We start from the raw sequence: 22,629 nt of genomic DNA on the forward strand, positions 1-22,629 counted from the left end.
AAATCTATCTATGGGAACTATTAAAGACCGCTATGCCATTGTAGGCGTAGGAGAGAGTGAACGCTCAAGAAAATCGGGAACAACGCCTTTGCATTTGGCACTCGACGCGGCCCATGCAGCAATCAAAGATGCAGGCTTGAAACCGACAGACATCGACGGATTCATGAACTATAACGAAGGGGATTCCTGTACGTCTCACCAACTGGCAACGTATCTTGGTGTACGACCGAAATACGTCAAAGATATTCAAGGCGGCGGAGCGAGTACAGAAATGCTGATTGCGGATGCCGTGGCGCTCATTGAAGCAGGCCAGCTAAACACCGTATTGATCTATCGTTCCATGAACGGTAGTTCGGGAACGCGCGTAGGCCGCGGATATGATCCCGATATGTTACAAGGGGCGCTCTCGGGCGGAAGCTTCGTGATTCCGTACGGATCGGCAAGCCCATCTCAATGGTTCGGCATGTATGCGACACGTCATATGCACGAAACAGGCATTACGAAAGAACATCTTGGGCATGTGTGCTTGAGCTTCTATGAACATGCACAACGAAATCCAAAAGCATTCCTACACGGGAAGCCGTTAACGATGGAAAACTATCTCGCTACACCGGATATCAGTTCTCCATTCAATATCCATGATTCTTGCCTCGAACTCGATGAAGGAAATGCGATCATTGTCACGTCTGCTGAAAAAGCGAAAGACTGTACGTCAAAACCGGTCTATATCATGGGGATGGCGGCAAGACAATGTCATCCGCACGCTCACTACTGGAATGATATCGACCAAGTCGCATCTGATTACGTGGCGGAAGAACTCTATGAAAACGCGGGAGTGACACCGGACGATATCGATGTGGCCTCCATCTATGACTGTTTCAGTTGGGTTGTTATGCGCCAGCTGGAAGCATACGGCTTTGCGAAACGCGGAGAAGTGGGAGATTTTGTTGCGGAAGGCAACTTGAAGATCGGTGGTAAACTACCAACCAATACAGCGGGTGGCATGCTATCCGAAGGGTATACACACGGAATGAACAACGCCATTGAAATCGTTAGACAGCTGCGCCATGACTACGAAGGAACCGACCGCCAAGTAGAAGATTGCAAGATCGGTATTTGTACAGGCTGGGCTGGACCGGATATCGCTGGCGCTATGATCTTACGAAACTAGGAGGAATCACTATGACACAAGCAACGACTGCTTACCAAAAACCTATTCCATTGAAAGATATAGATAATGCCCCGTACTGGGATGCAGCGGACCAACATCAACTGGCCCTGCAAAAATGTGATGATTGTCATGCGTACTCACAACCGCCAGGCCCTACATGCGCAAAATGCGGAAGTGGAAATGTCAGCTGGGAACAGTTAGGCGACGATATTAAAGCTACCGTCTATTCGTATGTAGTTTCCTACCGTCCATTTTTACCAGGTTTCCAGGATGAGTTACCGACAATTATCGCTCTCGCACAGCTCGACAACGTGCCGGAAGTGAAAATTATGGGCAATATCTTGAATTGCCAGGAAAAAGATTTGGAAATCGGGATGCCGATCCAAATGACTTGGGTGGATATTACGGAAGACCGTGCATTGCTACAGTGGATTCCCGTTACGAATTGATCGATAGGCGATATAGAAAGGATGAGTGAGTATGGATTTCTCTTTCACGAAAAAAGAAGAAAAATTTAGAACCGAATTACGAACATGGCTTGAAGCCAATCTTCCCGAAGGATGGCTAGAAGGCAAGCGCGATTTGCCGGAAGACTTGGATGAATACTCCCGTGTATTACGTGCTTGGCAAAGAAAATTGTATGAAGGTGGATGGGCAGCCATCGCCTGGCCGAAAGAATATGGCGGTCGCAACGCCAGCTTGATGGAGGAAATTATCTACCATCAAGAAATGGTGCGCGTCAAAGCACCGCCACTCATCAACTATATCGGGATCCATATGGTAGGTCCTACGTTGATCGACATCGGAACGGATGAACAAAAAGAGAAATACTTGAAAAAAATCCTGACAGGTGAAGAAATATGGTGCCAAGGCTATTCTGAGCCGGGCGCAGGGTCGGATTTAACAGGCCTAAAAACACGTGCGGTAAAAGACGGCGATCGCTGGCTCATCAATGGCCAGAAAGTGTGGACAAGTTTTGGCCACGTGGCGGATAAATGCTTCTTGCTGACGAGAACGAGTACGCACCCGGAAAAGAAGCACCGAGGAATTACGGTGTTCATGATGGATATGCATCAACCGGGAGTCGAAACGCTTCCGATCGTGCAGATGGATGGACATAAAGACTTTAACGAAGTGTATATGACAGACGCTGTCGCAACAGATGCAGATATCGTCGGAAAAGTAGACTCGGGTTGGCATGTATTGATTGCTTTGATGCTCCATGAGCGTACGGGAATCGGTGCAGAACTCTTCACACTCGAAAAGCAATTCAACGATACAGTGGAACTGGCACAGCAGTATAAAGTAAATGGCAAGCCATTGATTGAAAATCCTCTAGTCAGACAAAAATTGGCGAATTTCTATGCCCGCGTGCGTGGATCGCTATTGAATTACTATAAAAACTTGACGACTACGATCAAGAATGGTCAACCGGGAGCGGAAACTTCGATCGATAAATTGGTGGTAACCGAATTGAACCAGGCACTCTCTGCATTTGCCGTAGAAATACAAGGACACCAAGGTGTGCTATTTGATAAGGATGCCGTAGCGGATCCGAAGTGGCAGCATTTATTCCTCGCCTCATTCGGACAGACAATCGGTGGCGGTACGAGTGAAGTCCAACGCAATACGATTGGCGAGCGCGTACTGGGATTGCCAAAAGACATGGGACGTTAATAGATTTGGAGGGATGAAATATGGACTTTTCACTAACAGAAGAGCAAGAAATGTTCCGTGGACATATCCGTAAAATGTTGGATAAATTCGGCGGTACACAGCTAGCTCGAGAAATGATTGACAATAATCCGGAAAACTTGAAGAAAGTGTACACGACATTAGCTGAACTTGGATGCAGCGGCATCAACATTCCTGAAGAATACGATGGTATGGATCTGGATGCACTCGATCTCGTTCCGACGTTTGAAGAAATGGGACGTTCATTAGTACCTGGCTTGTTCATGGAAACTTCCGCGTTGGTAGTACCGATCCTGAAGAAATACGGAACAGAGCAACAGAAACAACAGTATCTGTCCGCCATCGCTTCGGGAGAAACTTGGATTTCATTTGCTGCACTTGAGCCGTTCAATGACTTCTCCCCAGCAGGTATCCAATGTACATTGGTGCAGCACGATGGACAGTACGTACTAAACGGCACGAAGACGCTTGTACCGGAAGCGGAACTTGCGGATGCATTCCTCGTATTGGTACGCACAAACCAAGAAGATCAAGAAGACGGACTATCGCTTGTGCTGATCGACAAAACGGAAGAATTGAACATCGAAAAACAATCTTCTTTTGACGAATCAACACATGTAGCGAAAATCGAATTCAATCAGCTTGTCATCAAAGAAGATCAAATTATAGGTGAAGTAGACAAGGGATGGACGCAACTCCAAGAAGGTCTGTTGTACTTCAATGCCGCACTGAGTTCATACATCGTCGGCGCAATGGAAAGTGTTGTCAACATGGCGACCGAATATGCGAAGATTCGGGAGCAGTTCGGCCAAGCGATCGGACGTTTCCAGGCGATTAAACATAGTATCGTCAACATGAAAGTGAATTTGGAAATTGCGCGCTCACTGAGCCATTATGCCAACTGGGTAGTGGATACGGACGAATTCGATCGAGAAGCGGCCATTTACAGCGCCCGTACATATGCGACGGAGAAATTCATCGAAGTTTCGGCACATAATATTCAAATCCACGGTGGAATCGGATTCACGGAAGAAATCGATTGCCATCTATTTGTAAAGCGCGCTCGCTATTATGATCAGTATTTAGGTTCCACCCCTTTCTATCAAGAAAAAGTAGTCGCTTCTCTAGGCTGGTAATTTGAAGGAGGAAAACATATGACGAACGTATCCGAGAAATCCAAATTGACGACTTACGGCAATATTATGAACGGCAAGTCGGTACAAGCACAAGACGGGGCTGTATCAAACAGTATCGATCCATCTACAGCGGAAGTATGGGCAACTATTCCTTCCAGTAAAAAAGAAGACGCAGAACTGATCATCCAGGCAGCACGTGCAGCATTCGATGACTGGGCGAATCTGCCTGCCCGTACACGCGGCGACTATATGCGTAAGATCGGGGACATGATTCCCGAGTATGCTGCGGAGTTGCTTGAGCTTGAAACGCGTAATAACGGCTGGGTACTAGATGAGTATGGTTATTTGGCAGAAGTACTAAAGCAGGTCTGGTACGACGCAGCGGGAGCGGCATCTCTCGTAGGTGCACAAGGTCGTACGGTACAGATGGGCACAGGAGATTTTGGTTTCACTTCACGTAAGCCATACGGAGTAGTAGTCGGAATCTTGCCTTGGAACGCTCCTTTATTCACCTTTACGATTAAGGCTGCCTATGCGCTAGCGGCAGGGAATACTGTCATCATTAAACCATCTGAGAGTGCAGCGGTCGGATCATTGCGATATGGCGAATTGATTTCACAAATTTTACCACCTGGCGTATTGAATGTCATTTCGGGTGCGGGTCGTGAAATCGGGGATTACCTCGTCTCTCACAAAGAAGTGAATAAAGTGAGTTTGACAGGATCCAAAGCAACAGCGGAGCGTATTACAAAAGCGACTGCGCATTCACCAAAGTCATTGATCTTTGAACTTGGCGGAAAATCTCCGAATATCGTCTTTGAAGATGCGGACATCGATCAAGCGGTACACGGATTGATCAACGGCATTTTCACACCGAACTCCGGTCAGATTTGTGTGGCAGGTTCACGCATGCTGATCCAGCGCTCCATTTACGACGAAGTGATTGGACGTTTAAAAGAGTTGATGACGAATGATGAATTCGTCAAACACGGTGATACGCTGGATACGAACAACACTATGGGGCCTATCGCAAACGAAGCGCAATATCAGTCGGTATGCGGGTTTATCGATGAGGCATCAAAAGAGGAGTACGAAGTGGTATTCGGAGGAAAATATGGCGGAGACGCGGTTCTACCGGGGCGACCAGAATTTGCGAACGGATATTGGGTGCAACCTACGCTCGTTAAAGTAGCTGATAACAGTTCAAAACTGGCTCGTGAAGAAATTTTCGGTCCTGTGGCGGTCGCTATTCCATTCGATACCGAAGAAGAAGCCATTCAAATTGCGAATGATACCAACTTCGGTCTGGCAGCAGGCGTATGGACGCAAAATCTCAGTGTTGCACACCGTATGATTGATAAGCTTCAAGCAGGTAATGTCTGGGTCAATACGTACGCTAGAGTAGGTGCAGATCTTCCGTTTAGCGGCATCAAAGAGAGCGGTTACGGTACGGATTCGGTTCTGGATTATACATTGGAAAAAGCTTGTGTCATCAATATCCGGTAAACAGCCAGTAACGTCTGATCTGTGGCGGGAGGGCTTCGGTTCAAGCATACCGGAACCTCCTTCTGCAGATCTTCACTTTAGACCACTTCTAGATTTGACATAATGAATAAAGTTTGTAGAAGCTATTACACTATCGATAAAGGGAGGCCACTAAATGAATGAAGCGGCACTAAAAGATAAATCGATTAATAGAGGTTTTTTATTCATCAGTTTTGGAGCATTCTTTATTATGTTAAGTTTAGCAACCCATCTTCCTGCATACCCGCATATGCTTGCGGAATTTAATCTGACGCCGGGATATGCGGTTTGGATGCAACTGGGTCTGGCTGTTGGGTTGACGGGATTCCAGCCACTACTTGGATGGATTGGTGATTCGTTCGGATTGAAGATCGTCATCTTAATTGGCGGTATTTTTATGGTCGTCGGATCATTGCTTGTAGCTTTCTCGTTTTCTTTCTGGGTGCTCGTTCTCGGTTTATTCTTTAAAGGAATCTCGGGTGCGGCGATTGCACCGTCAGGAATTGCCTACGCCGGTAAATTCATGGTCGGTACGCAACGTGCGAAAGCGATCGGAACGTTTGCTGCGTTCATCACAATCGGTGCGGTATTCGGTCCGGTCATCAGCGGTATGATCGTCGATACGGCGAACTGGCAAGCAAGCTTTATCTTCACTGCTATTCTTGGTGGTTTAGGCATTGCACTCTTTGCTTTTGTTCCACACGTCAAAGTACAAGCACGTAAGAAGTTGGATGTTCTTGGTTTGATTTTCGTCATCGCTCTATTGCTCGGTTTGTTGACGATACCAACATTCATCAACAGCTTCGGAATCGAATCCGGCATGTGGATTCCATCATTGCTAGTATTCATTACGGCGTTGATCATCTTGATCTTTGTAGAGAAAAAACAAAAAGCTCCGTTGCTCGATTTGGAGTACGTGGCGAATCGGAACTTCTGGGTACCTACGACGATTGCGGTATTCATCTTCCTTGGTTACTCGGGTGTGATGTACTTATTAACATTCTTTGTACAGAACGTACAAGGAAAAGCCGCTACAACAGTAGGCTTCCTGCAGATGGCTGTATTCCTAGGAACATCGGTCGCAGCTTATTTAAGCGGAAGAATTATGAAGAAACTGTCAGCGCGATTGATTATGGGATCGGGAATTCTCATCTTTGCTTCCGGAATCATCATGTTGAATTTCGTTACACTTACAACATCGTTTGTGTATTTGTTCATTGCTATGAGTCTGGTCGGTCTCGGTGTTGGTTTCCAAACACCTGTAGTCAAAGGGCTTGTCGTGTCTAAAGCTTCAACTGAACGAATGAATGTCGTGACATTTACGAATACGGTAATTGAAAACTTGGCACAGAGAATGGGCGCATCATTAGCACTTGTTGCTTTCTCTATCTTCTCTGCAAGCGGTAATAATGTTGGGGCAGTCGTGAATACATCTTGGGTGATTATGGGCTTCATCGTCATTGCATTGTTATTCCTACCGTTGATTCCTCGAACGATTCCTGGAATTCACACGAGTGAAGCCGACTTGGTCGATACCAATGTAGTGCCGAAAGTGTTACAAACTGAAGAAATCAAATAAATTGTGCGACAAAGTATAGAGAGGAGTCTTTTATATGAATATTTATGTCTTACTGAAAAAAACATTCGACACGGAGGAATCGATTTCCGTGTCAGGCGGTCGTATTGACGAAAGTGGTGCGGAGTTCATTATTAATCCGTACGACGAATATGCGGTCGAAGAAGCGATTCAGCAACGCGACAAGCACGGCGGAACGGTAACGGTTGTGACGATTGGTGATGAAGACTCAGAGAAGCAATTGCGTACGGCACTTGCGATGGGTGCGGATGACGCGGTACTCATCGATACGAGTGACGATCTGGATGAAGGTGATCAATTCACAACGGCGAAAATCTTGGAAAAATTCTTTGAAGATAAAGAAGTGGATTTGATCCTCGCAGGCAATGTGGCAATCGATGAGGCAAGCGGACAAGTAGGCCCTCGTCTAGCAGAGCGTCTAAATATGCCGTTCATTACGACGATCGTCAAGCTAGATATTGAAGGCGAAGTGGCGAAAATTGAAAAAGACGTAGAAGGAGATCTTGAGAAAATAGAAGTATCTTTGCCTGTGCTCGTAACGTGCCAGCAAGGACTGAATGAGCCGAGATATACGTCACTTCCAGGTATCATGAAGGCGAAGAAAAAGCCGCTTGAACAACTTGAACTCGATGATTTGGATCTCGATGAAGACGACGTGGAAGCGAAGACGGCAACGATTTCTATTTTCTTACCCCCTAAAAAGCAAGCTGGACGTATTTTAGCAGGCGAAACAGGAGAGCAAGTGAAAGAACTGGTCAGCTTATTGTCCAATGAAGCGAAAGTAATCTAAACAATCTACGAAATGAAAGGAGTTTTACTATGAGTGAAAAGATACTAGTAATCGGGGAATTGCAGCAAGGGGTTCTTCGTAAAGTAAGTTATGAAACAATCGCAGCGGCAAAACAAGTAAATGCCGACGCAGTAATTCTGGCATTGGTACTAGGTGATGGAGACTTGCAGCAACCGGCTGAAGAAATGATCCACTATGGTGCAAACCGTGTTATTACCGTCTCACATGCCAACTTGAGCAACTATACATCAGAAGGCTATGGACAAGTCATCATGGAAGTGATGCAGGAGGAAAATCCATCTGGCATTATCATGGGCCACACGTCAGTCGGTAAAGATGTAACACCAAAAATCGCAAGCCGTCTAGAACTTGGACTGATCTCGGATGCGGTGGCAATTGAAAAAGAAGATGATCAAGTCATTTTCACTAGACCTATCTACTCCGGTAAAGCGTTTGAAAAGAAAGTGATGAAAGACGATGGATTGCTATTTGCGACGATCCGTCCAAATAATATTTCTGCGTTGGAGCACGACGCGAGCCGTACAGGCGAAATCATAGCAAAAGAAGTGGATGTCAAAGACTTGCGTACGATCGTTCAAGAAGTGATCCGCAAGAAAACAGAAGGCGTAGATTTATCGGAAGCGAAAATCGTTATTGCCGGCGGACGCGGCGTCAAGAGCGCCGAAGGGTTTAATGCATTGTATGAGCTAGCGAACTTGCTAGGCGGCGCTGTAGGGGCTTCTCGAGGCGCCTGTGACGCGAATTACTGCGATTACTCGCTACAAATCGGTCAAACCGGAAAAGTGGTTACGCCCGATCTCTATATCGCAGTAGGTATTTCCGGAGCGATTCAGCATATGGCAGGCATGTCGAACTCCAAAGTGATTGTCGCGATCAACAGTGACGAAGAAGCAAATATTTTCAAGATGGCAGATTACGGCATCGTCGGTGACCTGTTCGAAGTTCTTCCGTTATTCATTGAAGAACTCAAATTGCAAGGCGCGTTAGTATCCTAACTCTTGAGCATTCATAAAACAGCTTGGAAAGTTCGATTACCGGACTTTCCAAGCTGTTTTTGCGTTCTAGTCTTTACTGCATGTCCCTTCGACTAAAGTAAAAGTACATAGTGAAACTTGGAAATCCATGTTATACTATTCTGAACTTACGGTTTATCGGAGGGACTATATGTGATTAATTACGATTTACTGTTAAATAACACGAACTGTGAACTGACACATCATCAAACCATCGCAAATAAAATCGACCCATTTCAAGTGATTATTATACATGATCGTCAGCCCAACTTTTTTGACTATAATTACTTACTTAATTTCCCGTCTGAAAACGTGCGGAAAAAAGTGGATACCAACCGTATTTTTCCGAGGGTGAAAAACGAAACATTTATTGTCCGTCAGCAAGACTACGAAGACAATATTGAGTTGTTTTTCAAGATTCGTGTTGACGCGAGACGCGAAGTACACGCGAAAGCAACAGAGTTCATGATCGCTAAATTTTTCAGTACCTATGAAAGCCATCTTGCACCGTTGCTTGTGAATAAGCCAACACTCAAATGGGAAATTATAAATAAATTATATGATAAGTATGATAAATTAGTACGCGATCACACCCATTTAAATGACGAGGATTCTTGGAATATATTCAGCACATGGTACAGGACGTATTTAATGAATCATACTGTCAATGAAATGCTCAAAAAGCATGGCTATCATACTCTAAACGCTCTTGATCGAGAAGTGTTGAATGAATTATTTCTAGAAGAAATGAGGATAAGTTTCGTTTCCAACGATAGCTTTCTGAATACATTCACTGCTGACGTCAACGTTTACATCGAAAAAATGGTTTCCGAAATACTTGCGGTATTTGAATCTGAAAAAAATTCAATGGAGCAGATTAATGAATTGCTGGGAGTCAGCGAGCAGATTTCCGTACATCAGCCAATCGAATCAACAGCAAAAACGAATAATCTGATTGTCATGAGCAATGCCATCTATCAATTCATCACTGAAGCTATTTCCAATCAAAAATTCACTTTCCAGTCAGACCAATGGCCAAAAGCGACGATTGATACTGCCACATTGGCAGGTACTTTGCAGTTACTTCCGCATAAAGAGGAACGCACAGCAAGTCGTATGCTTCAACTACAAAAGGATGCCCAATCATTATCAGAAATCGATGTGGACGTATTAGATTCTCTATGTCATATGTATGTGGCGCAAGTAGGTGACCGCGTAGAAATTCGCTTCGATGATCTACTGACAATTCGTGGATTAAAAACAAAACTCGGAGGAACAGGTAGACGCGGCGGCTATGAAAAAGAACAACGCATCCATGTGGTGAAAGCGCTTTCGACAATACAGTCACTATGGATGGAATTCGAAACAGTCTTAGTATATGAACAAGGTAAACCCGTCAATAAGAAGCTACAAGGGCGTGCGTTCACTTTTACGAATGAAGACGGCAGTTTATGCGAATTAAATGAAGAGTCATTACCCGAACGTCTATATGTAACGATGGGGGAAGTGTTTGATCCTTTCTTGCAAGGCACTGTCAGACAAGTAAAGTTATTACCGAATCAAGCGATTGAATTCAATCCGTATCAACGGAAATGGGAGAAAAAACTTATCCGTTATATAAGCTGGCGCTGGCGTACTCAAGCACGAAAAGCAAGCTATTTGCAGCCGCATAAAATCAGTACATTGCTTGAAAAAATCGGTATGCAAATAGACTCACAAGCACCTTCACGTATTCGGGACCGACTGGAGAAAGCCCTCGACCTATTAGAGGAAGAAGGCGTGATAACATTTTGGCAATACAATCAATGGAATGAAGATTGCATGTCAAAGAAAGGCTGGTTACGTCTCTGGTTGGATGCGACGATCATCATCGCGCCGCCTGACGAGATTGTTAGCTATTATCAACCGATCGAGAGAAAAAAATCAATCAAAGCACCAACCACTTTTTCCTTAGTACAAACAAAAGAAGAAGTCTGTAAGAATATTGGTAGCGATTTTAAAGAATGTCGCATCAACCGTGGTTTGACACTAAAACAAGTAGCCGAAGAATTGAATATTTCGACGTCCTATATAAGCAATATCGAACGAGGTGGAGCGTTACCTTCACAAACGGTCTATAAAAAGATGAAAGATTGGTTAAATTAAATCAATAAAATGTACAGTGTACCGTCTGGACACAATGATCGAATTTAAAATATTTTTCAAAAACCGAACATACCGACGCTATAATAGTGGTATACTAAGCAAAGCTCATTTTTCGTCGAGCTTTGCTTTCTTTTATCGACAAAAGCAATAAGTAGAGAACATTAAATTCTTAAAAAACCTGGTTCCAAATAATCCTTCTTCATATACTATTATACGCATCATGTAAACTAACACACCAAACATATCGCACGTGCAGCAATCAAGGAAGGGAGATCGGGGAGTGCAATGGTAATATCATGCATGGAGAAAAGGCGAGAAATGCAAAAAAACGTTATGTAAAGATAAAACTTCAGTAATTATATCAACAAAAAAGAAACACGAACATACAAGCGTCAAAAAAATGGTATACTAGGCAAGGTTTATGAATATCGGTAAGTTTATATGGATATATGATCTTATTGAAGATGGTTCCAAATAATCCTTGTCTATACAATATTCCTCGCACCATATCATCTAACAAACATTGACTACAACACGTAAAGTAATCAAGTACACCATCTTCGAATACATAAAAAAAAGATTAAGCAGATTATTCGGAAGAGAAGAGGGCCATCAGATGTTTGATGATAGGATAACCAAAATGAAAAGTATTTGTCGATGATTTTTCATAATAAAAGCTTATAAAAGTGATAGGTTGACGGATTAAGCAGTACGTTAAAATTGTCTGGTCGGGTTAAGCTAGTAAGATGGATCATTACGACAGTAAAACAACATCTAAAATGTAGAACGAAAAAACAATAAATAGTGTTTGCCGAAGAAAATAAACGACAAACACATAAACAGTGCATAAATGTCGTAAAGCTTGAAGTTAACTTGTTGGGCAATTATAATTAGCCGAGCGCATAATTCAGCGAAAAAAGCGCTAATATCTCACTATCACAAGTATACTTATTAGTGATACGTAACTTCCTATAATTTATATTATGTTCGGGGCGTTCTACGGTCTATACATATTCTATTCTCCAAGTATCCTTCTCGCCCTAGCTTTCTACGCGATGCTTATAATCTTTTGTCTTAATGTCATCAAAATCGATATGTCCTACACTGTACTCAATGACATCATTAATAAATAGCTTGTGATCTTTTGCGAACTTTTTAACCGATTCTAATAACTCTTGATCATATGTGGTTTTATATTGGATTCGATCTATTGGTCGTAAATTCTTATCGTACTCAATAACTCCTGCAGCTAATACGTTCCGTAAACCATTTTCTAATAAATAATTGCTATATGTATCAAGTTCTTCAGATAATCCTTTTAATTGCTCTAAAATTTCCTGACTGATATTCGTACGGAATTTAATCCGTGTTTCATCTGTAGTTTGAATCATTCTTCCACCCACTAATTTCCACATTATCTATTCCTCCTAATTTAATAAAAACTCGCAAATAGTATATTCACGAGTTTATCTTTTGTAATCGATCTGTTTGTCGCAACGCCAGGATATTTGCAGAACCTGTTGCAAACATGGCCATACGTAATTCTAGTTCGCGGACTTCCATTGTCCGGAAAACACTCTCAGCTGATTGAGTAGCTTCTTCTAAAATTGCGCGACCAAAACCGACAAAATCTGCACCTAGCGCAATACATTTTGCAGCATCGACACCTGTATGAAGTCCACCGCTTGCGATCAGTAATTTATCATTCATATAAGGTTCGACCAGTCGTAGTGAATCTGTCGTTCGAATTCCCCATTCGCTAAACGCTGCGGCCGCTTGCTGTTTGATTGCAGTTGTACGGTATTTCTCTACTTGACTCCAAGATGTCCCACCTGCCCCGGCTACGTCAATGAATGACACACCGATATCTAGAAGTTTTTTAGCCGTTTGACCATCTATTCCCCATCCGACTTCTTTAATGCCGACGGGAACCGATAATTCACTGCATAATTTCTCAATTTTACATAATAAATTACTGAAATTCGTATTACCTTCTGGCTGAATAACTTCCTGTAAAACATTTATGTGCAGAACTAACGCATCTGCATCGGTATACTCGATAATTTGCCGACATTCATCAGCGGAAAATCCATAATTTAACTGCACTGCACCTAAATTCGCGATAATGGGGATTGTTGGAGCGTATTTTCGTAATGCAAATGAAGGACGGAATGCCTTACTTTCTATTAAAGCACGCGTCGAACCTAACGCCAGTGCCCAGCCTCTTTGTTCTGCAGCAAGTGCGAGATTTCGGTTAATCGTTTCTGCAAAGTCCGCACCACCAGTCATCGAACTTACTAAAAAAGGTGTTTTACATGATTTATTTAGAAAGTGTTGCTCTGTATTGATTTCGTCAAATGATAATTCAGGTAAGGCATTATGTAGAAATTCATACTGCTCCAAACCCGTCGTGATCGCATTTCCAGTGACATGTTCATCCAACACGATTTGAATATGCTGTGCTTTCCGGTCATTCAATTGCTTGCCCATGATTTTAGCTCCTATCTACTTATACATCCATTTCTGTCTTTGCCGGCTACTATGAATTATAGCGGTTCTATTTCGATTACACAAAAAATAAAAGCTCTGATAGGAAATCGGAGCTTTGTGTTCTTTAATATGTTGACACTACATATCTTTTCCATTTCTCATCCATTATTTGTCCTCGTTCAAGGTACATAATGCGATCGCCAAGATGTTCTGCTTCATCGAGATCATGCGTCACAATAATGAACGGGATTTTCCACATGTCATGTAAACGTAAAAGCTCAGTTTGACACTGTTTCCGCGTTTCTTTATCGAGAGCTGACAACGGTTCATCCAGTAATAACACAGAAGGTTGTGTGGCAAGTGCACGAGCCAACGCTACACGTTGTTTTTCCCCGCCTGAAATCTGATGGGGATACTTCTGCAATAAATGCTTAATCCCCAGTACTTGTAGCAACTGGTGAATCATTTCATTACAATTTTTCCGCTCATTCTTTTTCACGCCGAACCAAATATTTTTCTCCACCGTCATATGTGGAAACAACGCATAGTCTTGGAATAAATAACCGATTTGCCGATCGCGAGCGGGCAACGGCTTTTCATCAGTTTTGAAAAAAATGTGTTCATTCGAAACAATCAAGCCGTGATCCGGGTGTGTAAGCCCGGCAATATAGTTTAAAATCGTTGTTTTACCTGAGCCGGATGGACCGACTAACACCATGATTTCGTTGCACATTTCAAAATGAATGTTCATCTCAAAATGTGCGAGTTGTTGATTAATGTCTACATGTAGCATGTCCAATCCCCTTTCGACTCAAGATTTCGTAAACCGTCTAATATTGCGCTTGCTCCACCAATTCACCCATAAAATCAAACTGAAGCCGAATGTACTGATCATGATGACCCAAAACGTAGCTTTTTCCATTTGTCCTGATTCTACCGCGAAATAAATCGCCATCGGAATCGTGTCAGTTCTGCCTGGTATGTATCCCGCAAGCATTAACGTAGCACCGAATTCACCAAGGCCTCTTGCGAAAGACAACACCAATCCGGCGAGTAACCCTGGCCAAGCGAGTGGGAATACAACGGACCAGAATACACGCCATTCCGAAGCGCCCATCGTACGCGCTGCATTCGATAATCGTTCATCGAGACTTTCAAAAGCGGCTGCTGCACTTTGATACATCAGTGGAAATGATACGACAATAGACGCGATCACAGCACCAATCCACGTAAAGACAATTTGAAAATCGAACCATTCAAGCAGCCAACTACCGATCCAGCCCTGTTTGCCAAATAAAATGAGTAAACCAAAGCCGACGACGGTCGGTGGTAACACAAGAGGCAATAAAAATAATGCTTCCAATAGGCTTTTTCCGAAAAAATCACGTTTCGCAAGCAAATACGCAATGAACACACCTACTGCAAACACAAAGATAGTGGAGATAGCAGCTACTTTCAAAGATAATACTAAAGGGGAATAATCCATATCCAGCACGCCTTCTCCCTCTTTCCTTTACTTAAATCCGAACTTCTGCAACGTTTCTTTTCCTTCATCACCAGTCAAATAATCAAGAAATTGCTGTGCGGCTTCTTGATGTTTGGATTCAGCCACGACAGCGGCCGGGTATACAATCGGCTCGTGCCAGTCGGCTTCAGATTCTGCCAATGTTTTTACATCATCTGAAATGAATGCATCACTGGAATATACGACGCCATATTCTACGTTACCCATTTCTACGTGTGTCAGTACTTGCCGTACGTCTGACCCTAGAACTAACTTGTCTTGCAAAGGTTTCCAGAGATCTAAGCTTTCAAATGTTTCTTTCGTATAACGACCAACCGGAACTGATTCAGGCTCACCTACTGCCAAATGATCGATAATTGCTGGATCCAAGTCTTTGAATGAAGAAATCGCACTGTCGGAATCTTTATGTGTAATCAAAACAAGTGCGTTTTCCGCGAAATTTTTTCTGGATTCATTGACAAGTAACTCTTTATCTTGCATGTCGTTCATATCTTTTGAACTGGCAGACAAGAATACGTCAGAAGGGGCGCCATTTTCAATAGACGTTGCCAATTTTCCTGAGCTTCCGAAGTTGTATATTACAGAGATCCCTTCATGAGCTTCTTCAAAAGATCGTTTTAACTCTTCCAATGCATCCGTCAAACTTGCAGCCGCAGAAATGATCAGTTCCACTTTCGGTGTTTCCTGATCTAGTGCTTCTGTGTTTCCAGTTTCATTCTTATCTGAACATCCGACTAGAAAAACAGCTAACAGAACGAAAAAAGCAGAAAGTGACAATCGTTTCATTATGTATCCCCTACTTCTCAATTACTTATAACTAGATATAACTAAATATATCTAGTTATATATGGAATCATCATATTATGCTTTATGACACTTGTCAATTTTGCAATTAGTGATGATTTGTCGGAAGATAGATGTACTATTCTTGGAGGGTTGAGACATGACAAATCTAGAACATGACATTTCCTATACGACCGATGAAATCGCTCAATTATTGAAAGTATCGAAATTAACGGTGTACGACATCATTAAAAAGGGAGAAATCCGTGCCTATCGCGTGGGACGTCAAATGCGTGTCGATGCTGTGGATTTAACAGCGTATAAAGAACGATTGAAAAGCGGTGGTGAATCTGCTCCAGTGCCTTCGAATTCGCTGATCCAACAAGTCACTGCGTCAGCATCTGCAACGGACAAACAAATCATCATCAGCGGACAGGATTTGAGCCTGGACATTATTGCCAGTCACATAGAAGAATCCGGACTTTATCAGCCATTGCGATCATTCTCTGGTAGTTTAAACAGCTTGATCAAGATGTATCAAGGCCAAGCCGACATCGTCAGTACGCATTTATTTGATGGAGAAACTGGTGAATACAATCTACCGTATATTAAACGGCTGCTTACTGGACACTCTTATATGGTCATCCATTTGCTTGGCAGAAAAGCAGGCTTATATGTGCAAAAGGATAATCCGAAGCAACTACAGAACTGGTCGGATCTCGCGCAACCGGGAATATGCCTTATGAACCGTGAGAAAGGCTCTGGAGCTCGTGTTTTGCTGGATGAGCAACTACTTATCGCAGGAATTACGGGCCCTTCTATTAACGGCTATGACGATGAGGAGCTGAATCACATGGCTGTAGCGACACGAATCGCTTCGGGTCATGCAGATGTAGGCGTCGGAATCGAAAAAACTGCTCGATTACTAGATGTAGACTTTATTCCATTGATACAGGAGCAGTATGATTTAGTACTGATTAAAACGGCTGAAAACGAAAAACTGCGCGAGCTCATAGTCAAGACACTGAACTCAACCTCATTCAAAGAAAAACTAGCTGTGATGGGTGGCTACGACTTAACAAGAACAGGAACTATTTTGTATGAAACCGTATAGAGACAGTGGGACAGTGCGCGTTTCGCTCATTAATTCGTATAAGCGCTCATAGTTCATGCGTATCCGCTCTATGGTCATCGCCAAACGCTCTATCACGGTCCGTAACCGCTCATACTTTCCAGCAAGCGCTCTATCAAGCCCTATATCCGCTCATGAGCCTCCGACAGTGTGAACTTAAACATCTCACGTATCACTACATCCGGTATTCATTTCAATGAAATCCCATACTATTCACCTGTCCACTCTTCTAAACAACTCCATAAAAAAAGTAACCCACCTTAGGCGGGTTACTCTCTGTCGTCTTCATAATACTCTTCAATCGAATCTGTCTCATAATACATTTCTTCTTGCGTCTCAAAGCGATTGTATCGCAACGTGAACAAATAAAACACATGCGTGGCGACTACTTTCAGCAATGCATATGCTGGAATCCCGAGAATCACTCCAGCGACGCCGAACAGCGAGCCGGCCGTCAGTAAAACGAAGATAATGGTGATCGGGTGAATATGTAGCGACTTCCCCATGATCTGAGGCGAAATAAATTTCCCTTCAACCACTTGCACAATCGTCCAAACAATCGCAAGCTTCACAAGCATGAATGGCGACGTGACCATCGCAATAATAGCGGCAGGCGTGATCGCAATCACTGGCCCAAGATACGGCACGATACTTGTGAACATCGCAAGTACCCCAAGCAATAATGCATATTTCATTTTAATAATTAAGAAGCCGATCGATACCATGATCCCGATCGCAATCGCCACCAAAATCTGCCCTTGAATATACGCGCTAATTTGTCTGTCCGCATCGCGGAAAATGATCGATGCATCATCACGCAAACGTGGTGGCAACATGCGCAAAATCATCTGAGGTAACTTCTCGCCATCCTTCAATAGATAAAATAGAATGAGCGGCACGGTGACGATGCTCAAGATAATTCCAGTAAGCGCGGAAACGAATGACGTCACGCCTGATGCGATACCACCTATCGTCTCCGTGAAGAACTTTCCGATGCTCGCAAAGCCCGAATCGAGGAACGTATTGACGTTAAAGTTGAACCCTTGATAGACAGAACCGAAAATAGAATTCCGTAAAAAATTATCCATGTCTAGGATCAACTGTTTGAAATACGTTGGAAATTCATCGAATAAATTGATCGTCTGCAAACGCAGGAACGGTAACACTAAGAAAATCACTAATGTCAGTAAACCAGCAGCGGCTAGTAAGATGATTAAAATGCCATAGACGCGTGGTATGCGCAAACGTTCTTCCAAAAAGCGAAGAATGGGACGCATTAAGTAGTATAAAATCGTCGCGAGCACTACCGGCAAGACGACAGTTGAGAAAAATACTTGAATCGGATAGAAAATAAATGAAACTTGAGTGAAGACCAAGATGATCAATCCAATGAACAATAAACAAAGCAATACAAACAATGTAGATTGACCACCGAGAAATCCGACGATTGGTGATGTCGAACGAATAGACCAGAAGTCTCGTAAAGAAGACTTTTTTGGTGGTTGCCTCACCGATTCACTCCCCTTTTATTCGATCCGTTAAGGTGTAGTCAAAAACGAACGGATCGCTTCTCTGTTTTTATCTAAATCAATTTCAATTACAGATCCTGCATGGCTATATGAAGTGAAGGAATAACTGTCCTCCACTGGAATACGTAATGTCTGCAGATCAAGTTTCCGTTTTGCGATGACGGTTAGCACTCTTGTTAGCTCGTCTTTCGTCGTTAGATCCGTTTCAATGAAGTTATCGAGTGCGCCGGCTAATTTAGGTGCTTGCAAAACAGTCGACACGCTAAACAGCTCGTCTTTCATCGCTTGAATGACTTCCTGTTGGCGATTGACTCGTCCAAAGTCGCCTTCATCATCTGCGCGGAATCGGGCATAACCGAGTAACTCCTTACCGTTCAACCGCTGTACGCCTGGTTTTAGCGTGACACCGATTTTCTCGGACATTTCATTCTGTACATTCATTTCGAGGCCTTTTGGAAACGTAATATCCATAATCGATTCGAAATTATCGAAATCGACGACTGCATAATGATGAATCGGAATATTGAACATCCCTGAAATCGTTTCTTTCGCCGTTTGCACTCCCCCTAAATAGTACGCGGTATTGAGCTTGTACGACTGATACCCTGGAATTTGTGCGTAAATATCACGCATGAATGAAATTAAGTGCGCAGTTCCAGCGGTTTGGTCCCATGATAGCACCATCATCGTATCGGTACGATATTTTCCGGAACCGTCATTGTCGACGCCGAGCAATAAATAATTTTCCGTCGTCGGATCTTGTGGACTCAGTAAGTCGCCCTGAAATTCTCCAGGGTCAATCTTACTCCCAGCCGTCATGGCCTTGCCTTGTTTATATTGAAAGTAACTATACGCTGATATGGTGATCGTGAAAAGCAATAGTAGAGTCATAAAAACTCTGCCCACGCGTAATTTACGCTTCTTTTTTCTACGTTGTGGCTGTTGTTCGTCGAAGTGTTCGTCCATGTGGCATTCATTCCTCCATTATCCGTGTGTATCCTGTTATGAGGACGTTTCTGTTCACAACGGGTTGCGTCCAGTCACGAGCTTTGCTTGGCGGATCGACCTATTTGCAACGCTAGCATTAGCATTGCCACAAATAAAACAAGAAATACGAACAATGTAACGTAATGATTTTCGGTGTAGTCATATAACGAAGCGATTAGTAATGGTAAGATCCCACCGATAATGAAGCCACCTGTCTGCATCATGGCGGTCCATGAATTCGTTTCTTCGGCAGAATCCGTCGCGTCCATCGGCATCAGTAAACAGATTGGGAATAACCCACCGAGCGGAATTCCCATGAGGAGAACGCCAATGGCAAACCACAGCGGATCTGCTGTCCACATGAATCCGATGGAGATCATACCGAGCGCAAGAATGCTGACAAGTGCTGGCGTTCTGCTAGTAAACTTCTGTAAAATGATAGGAAAACCGATATTCATAAAAATTTGCACAATCGTCATAGCACTTAGTAATGTCCCCGCTTGGAGAAGCGTCATGCCGTTCGATACTGCAATGGGAACAAGATAAGTCAAAACAGAAAAGAATAACGCGGTCTGTAAACCAAAGAAAATCAGGAAGCTCCATGCCTGTTTACTGCGCCAAGGATTTTCCCCTTTATGCATAGGGGGCTTCGACACTTGCTTCACTTGGATCGGGTGTGCGGCGGTGATAGCCCACGCCATGATACCGACAATCGCAACGGCCGCCCAAACAGCAAGTGCGAATGAGTAGGAATGAGCTTTTTCATAAAAGACCCCTGTCAATCCTGTACTCAGCGTTGCCCCCATTCCCATACCAAATGAATAAATGCCGACGACGACAGCAACGTGCCTTGGGAAGTATTGTTTGATCAATGCCGATAATAACGGTCCAATAACAGCAATCGCGACACCCGCAATGAAAGCAGTTAGTATTAAAACACTGAACGATGTGACAGAAAAACGCATGCCGGTTGCTACAGCAAGTAACAACAACATCAAGTACATCGTCTTATTCAAGCCGATTGTCTTATTTAGTATGGGTGCCAGCATGGCGAAGACGCCCATACAAATAACCGGAATAACAGTCAGGAGACTTACTTGAGTGTTCGACAACAGCAAATCATCACGAATGATGTCTAGCATCGGTCCGATTGATGTAATCGCCGGCCGTAAGTTGAGCGCGACTATGAAAATCGCAAATAGTAATAGACCTTGTGTAGTTTTAGAGCGCAATACAAAGACTCCTTTTGTATGTAATACTTATCTAATATCTATCGTCATTATATTGTAAAACGAAATTATATACAGTACTAGTTCAAACATTCCATTTCACGTAATTTTAATGTATACTAGGAACATTGTGAAATTAGGAGGATATTATTTATGTTAGCAGTTAGTAATTTAAGTCTTCGCTTTGGCGACCGTAAGCTATTCGAAGACGTCAATATACAATTCAATCCAGGCAATTGCTATGGATTAATTGGAGCGAATGGCGCTGGTAAATCAACGTTTGTCAAAATTGTGTCAGGTGAACTTGAACCCCAAACAGGGAATGTGATTCTTGGAAAAGATGAGCGTTTGGCTGTCCTGAAGCAGAACCACTTCGAGTACGAAGACTTCGTCGTGATGGATTTAGTCATCATGGGTCATAAAGAGTTATATGAAGTCATGAAAGAAAAAGACGCGATTTATATGAAAGAAGACTTCTCCGACGAAGACGGTATGCGTGCAGCTGAACTTGAAGGTGAATTCGCTGAGATGAACGGATGGGAAGCGGAATCTGAAGCTTCTGTACTCCTTCAAGGCCTTGGCGTTCCTGAAAGTATGCATCACGTGACAATGGCGGAGCTTGACGGATCAAGCAAAGTAAAAGTATTGCTTGCACAAGCTTTGTTTGGTAAACCTGACGTATTACTACTAGATGAGCCGACAAATAACTTGGATCTAAAAGCAATTCAATGGCTTGAAGAATTCTTGATCAACTTTGAAAACACTGTCGTAGTCGTTTCCCACGACCGTCATTTCTTGAATAAAGTATGTACACATATCGCCGATCTTGACTTTGGTAAAATTCAGATCTACGCGGGTAACTATGATTTCTGGTACGAATCAAGTCAATTGGCTTTGAAACTATCCCAAGAATCAAACAAGAAAAAAGAAGAAAAAGTAAAAGAATTACAAGCGTTTATCGCACGTTTCAGTGCCAACGCATCGAAATCCAAACAAGCTACATCTCGTAAAAAGACATTGGATAAAATCGAGTTGGATGATATTAAGCCTTCTTCACGCCGTTATCCTTTCGTTAACTTTACAATTGGCCGCGAAATCGGTAACGACGTCTTGACGATTAAAGATGTCACCAAAACGGTGGATGGTAAAACGTTTATCAAAGATGCGACCTTTACACTCAATAAAGAGGATAAAGTAGTATTGATTGGTAATCCACTTGCAAAATCCGCTTTGCTCGATATGCTAGCTGAAGAAACAGAGCCGGATACAGGAGTGATCAAATGGGGCGTAACGACAACTCGTGCCTACTTCCCTATGGATAACTCGAAGTATTTTGAAGGATCCGAACCGACATTAGTTGATTGGCTTCGTCAATACTCTCCTGAAGATGAAACGGAAACATTCTTGCGTGGATTCCTTGGACGTATGTTGTTCTCAGGTGAAGAAGTGAAGAAAAAGCCGAACGTTTTATCAGGTGGAGAAAAAGTTCGCTGTATGTTATCAAAAATGATGCTAACAAGCTCAAACGTTCTTCTTCTTGATGAGCCAACAAACCACTTGGACCTGGAATCTATCCAAGCACTTAACAATGGTTTGATCGCGTTCAAGGGTGCGATGATCTTCACATCTCATGACCATCAGTTCATCCAAACAATTGCTAATCGTGTAATCGAAATCAATGATGATGGAACAATCTTTGATAAAATGATGACTTATGATGAGTATTTGGAATGGAAAGGTAAGAAAGCTTAATTAGTAGTTAATATAGAGACTCCCCTTGAAGGAAAAACTTCTAGGGGAGTCTTTTGCGCTTGGTGTTACCAAGTGTTAAATTTAAGTGATGTAGTGTAACCGTTAATTGC

Annotated in this window: 19 protein-coding genes; 11 read left to right on the top strand and 8 right to left on the bottom strand. The window is 43.0% G+C overall.

What is annotated here, in order from left to right:
• The first annotated feature begins 10 nt into the window (after positions 1-10).
• From SporoP8_RS00915 to SporoP8_RS00955, 9 genes are all read left to right on the top strand, one after another.
• Positions 11-1,171: a thiolase C-terminal domain-containing protein gene (locus tag SporoP8_RS00915; protein WP_085130691.1), complete on the top strand. Its 1,161-nt coding sequence runs from the start codon at positions 11-13 to the stop codon at positions 1,169-1,171.
• Between the two features lie 11 nt (positions 1,172-1,182).
• Positions 1,183-1,620: a Zn-ribbon domain-containing OB-fold protein gene (locus SporoP8_RS00920; protein ID WP_085130693.1), complete on the top strand. Its 438-nt coding sequence runs from the start codon at positions 1,183-1,185 to the stop codon at positions 1,618-1,620.
• 31 nt (positions 1,621-1,651) lie between these two features.
• On the top strand, positions 1,652-2,848 hold the full coding sequence (locus SporoP8_RS00925) for an acyl-CoA dehydrogenase family protein (protein WP_085130695.1): 1,197 nt from the start codon (positions 1,652-1,654) through the stop codon (positions 2,846-2,848).
• Between the two features lie 20 nt (positions 2,849-2,868).
• Positions 2,869-4,002, top strand: a complete 1,134-nt coding sequence (locus SporoP8_RS00930; protein WP_085130697.1) for an acyl-CoA dehydrogenase family protein — start codon at positions 2,869-2,871, stop codon at positions 4,000-4,002.
• Positions 4,003-4,020: 18 nt separating this feature from the next.
• Positions 4,021-5,508 carry an aldehyde dehydrogenase family protein gene (locus SporoP8_RS00935; RefSeq protein ID WP_085130699.1) on the top strand — a complete coding sequence of 496 codons (1,488 nt, stop codon included), beginning with the start codon at positions 4,021-4,023 and terminating at the stop codon, positions 5,506-5,508.
• 154 nt (positions 5,509-5,662) lie between these two features.
• Positions 5,663-7,105, top strand: coding sequence for an MFS transporter (locus tag SporoP8_RS00940; protein WP_085130701.1), 1,443 nt, complete (start codon positions 5,663-5,665; stop codon positions 7,103-7,105).
• Positions 7,106-7,139: 34 nt separating this feature from the next.
• A complete protein-coding gene (locus tag SporoP8_RS00945; RefSeq protein ID WP_085130703.1) occupies positions 7,140-7,913 on the top strand; it encodes an electron transfer flavoprotein subunit beta/FixA family protein in 774 nt (257 codons plus the stop codon).
• Positions 7,914-7,942: 29 nt separating this feature from the next.
• Positions 7,943-8,929, top strand: a complete 987-nt coding sequence (locus SporoP8_RS00950; protein WP_085130705.1) for an electron transfer flavoprotein subunit alpha/FixB family protein — start codon at positions 7,943-7,945, stop codon at positions 8,927-8,929.
• Positions 8,930-9,100: 171 nt separating this feature from the next.
• Positions 9,101-11,092, top strand: a complete 1,992-nt coding sequence (locus tag SporoP8_RS00955) for a helix-turn-helix domain-containing protein (protein ID WP_085130707.1) — start codon at positions 9,101-9,103, stop codon at positions 11,090-11,092.
• A 1,040-nt stretch (positions 11,093-12,132) separates the two neighbouring features.
• Here SporoP8_RS00955 and SporoP8_RS00960 read toward each other — a convergent pair.
• From SporoP8_RS00960 to modA, 5 genes are all read right to left on the bottom strand, one after another.
• Entirely contained in the window at positions 12,133-12,507 is a 375-nt protein-coding gene (locus SporoP8_RS00960) for an rRNA methyltransferase (RefSeq protein WP_085130709.1), read from the bottom strand.
• A 43-nt stretch (positions 12,508-12,550) separates the two neighbouring features.
• The gene (fni, locus tag SporoP8_RS00965; protein WP_085130711.1) at positions 12,551-13,582 is read right to left on the bottom strand and encodes a type 2 isopentenyl-diphosphate Delta-isomerase; all 1,032 of its coding nucleotides are present in this window, start codon (positions 13,580-13,582) and stop codon (positions 12,551-12,553) included.
• Between the two features lie 124 nt (positions 13,583-13,706).
• Positions 13,707-14,375 (bottom strand): ATP-binding cassette domain-containing protein, encoded by a 669-nt coding sequence (locus SporoP8_RS00970; protein WP_085130713.1) that lies wholly within the window; start codon positions 14,373-14,375, stop codon positions 13,707-13,709.
• A gap of 18 nt (positions 14,376-14,393) precedes the next feature.
• Positions 14,394-15,068, bottom strand: coding sequence for a molybdate ABC transporter permease subunit (gene modB / locus SporoP8_RS00975; protein WP_369802587.1), 675 nt, complete (start codon positions 15,066-15,068; stop codon positions 14,394-14,396).
• Between the two features lie 27 nt (positions 15,069-15,095).
• The gene (gene modA / locus SporoP8_RS00980) at positions 15,096-15,893 is read right to left on the bottom strand and encodes a molybdate ABC transporter substrate-binding protein (RefSeq protein ID WP_085130717.1); all 798 of its coding nucleotides are present in this window, start codon (positions 15,891-15,893) and stop codon (positions 15,096-15,098) included.
• A 157-nt stretch (positions 15,894-16,050) separates the two neighbouring features.
• Between modA and SporoP8_RS00985 the strand changes: the two genes are divergently transcribed.
• A complete protein-coding gene (locus SporoP8_RS00985; protein WP_085130719.1) occupies positions 16,051-17,004 on the top strand; it encodes a substrate-binding domain-containing protein in 954 nt (317 codons plus the stop codon).
• Between the two features lie 287 nt (positions 17,005-17,291).
• Here SporoP8_RS00985 and SporoP8_RS00990 read toward each other — a convergent pair whose 3' ends face one another.
• The 3 genes from SporoP8_RS00990 to SporoP8_RS01000 form a co-directional block, all read right to left on the bottom strand.
• A complete protein-coding gene (locus tag SporoP8_RS00990; protein WP_369802586.1) occupies positions 17,292-18,533 on the bottom strand; it encodes an AI-2E family transporter in 1,242 nt (413 codons plus the stop codon).
• Between the two features lie 27 nt (positions 18,534-18,560).
• Entirely contained in the window at positions 18,561-19,517 is a 957-nt protein-coding gene (locus SporoP8_RS00995; protein WP_085130721.1) for an LCP family protein, read from the bottom strand.
• Between the two features lie 74 nt (positions 19,518-19,591).
• Entirely contained in the window at positions 19,592-20,770 is a 1,179-nt protein-coding gene (locus SporoP8_RS01000; RefSeq protein WP_085130723.1) for an MFS transporter, read from the bottom strand.
• Positions 20,771-20,920: 150 nt separating this feature from the next.
• Between SporoP8_RS01000 and SporoP8_RS01005 the strand changes: the two genes are divergently transcribed.
• Complete coding sequence (locus SporoP8_RS01005) at positions 20,921-22,519, top strand: ABC-F family ATP-binding cassette domain-containing protein (RefSeq protein ID WP_085130725.1); 1,599 nt, start codon at positions 20,921-20,923, stop codon at positions 22,517-22,519.
• Positions 22,520-22,629: the final 110 nt, after the last annotated feature.

Source organism: Sporosarcina ureae, from assembly GCF_002101375.1.
Lineage (GTDB): Bacteria > Bacillota > Bacilli > Bacillales_A > Planococcaceae > Sporosarcina > Sporosarcina ureae_B.

Coding starts and splice junctions, on each gene's coding strand:
- SporoP8_RS00915 (WP_085130691.1), top strand. CDS start 11: ATGGGAACTATTAAAGACCGCTATGCCATTGTAGGCGTAGGAGAGAGT.
- SporoP8_RS00920 (WP_085130693.1), top strand. CDS start 1,183: ATGACACAAGCAACGACTGCTTACCAAAAACCTATTCCATTGAAAGAT.
- SporoP8_RS00925 (WP_085130695.1), top strand. CDS start 1,652: ATGGATTTCTCTTTCACGAAAAAAGAAGAAAAATTTAGAACCGAATTA.
- SporoP8_RS00930 (WP_085130697.1), top strand. CDS start 2,869: ATGGACTTTTCACTAACAGAAGAGCAAGAAATGTTCCGTGGACATATC.
- SporoP8_RS00935 (WP_085130699.1), top strand. CDS start 4,021: ATGACGAACGTATCCGAGAAATCCAAATTGACGACTTACGGCAATATT.
- SporoP8_RS00940 (WP_085130701.1), top strand. CDS start 5,663: ATGAATGAAGCGGCACTAAAAGATAAATCGATTAATAGAGGTTTTTTA.
- SporoP8_RS00945 (WP_085130703.1), top strand. CDS start 7,140: ATGAATATTTATGTCTTACTGAAAAAAACATTCGACACGGAGGAATCG.
- SporoP8_RS00950 (WP_085130705.1), top strand. CDS start 7,943: ATGAGTGAAAAGATACTAGTAATCGGGGAATTGCAGCAAGGGGTTCTT.
- SporoP8_RS00960 (WP_085130709.1), bottom strand. CDS start 12,507: ATGTGGAAATTAGTGGGTGGAAGAATGATTCAAACTACAGATGAAACA.
- fni (WP_085130711.1), bottom strand. CDS start 13,582: ATGGGCAAGCAATTGAATGACCGGAAAGCACAGCATATTCAAATCGTG.
- SporoP8_RS00970 (WP_085130713.1), bottom strand. CDS start 14,375: ATGCTACATGTAGACATTAATCAACAACTCGCACATTTTGAGATGAAC.
- modB (WP_369802587.1), bottom strand. CDS start 15,068: ATGGATTATTCCCCTTTAGTATTATCTTTGAAAGTAGCTGCTATCTCC.
- modA (WP_085130717.1), bottom strand. CDS start 15,893: ATGAAACGATTGTCACTTTCTGCTTTTTTCGTTCTGTTAGCTGTTTTT.
- SporoP8_RS00985 (WP_085130719.1), top strand. CDS start 16,051: ATGACAAATCTAGAACATGACATTTCCTATACGACCGATGAAATCGCT.
- SporoP8_RS00995 (WP_085130721.1), bottom strand. CDS start 19,517: ATGGACGAACACTTCGACGAACAACAGCCACAACGTAGAAAAAAGAAG.
- SporoP8_RS01005 (WP_085130725.1), top strand. CDS start 20,921: ATGTTAGCAGTTAGTAATTTAAGTCTTCGCTTTGGCGACCGTAAGCTA.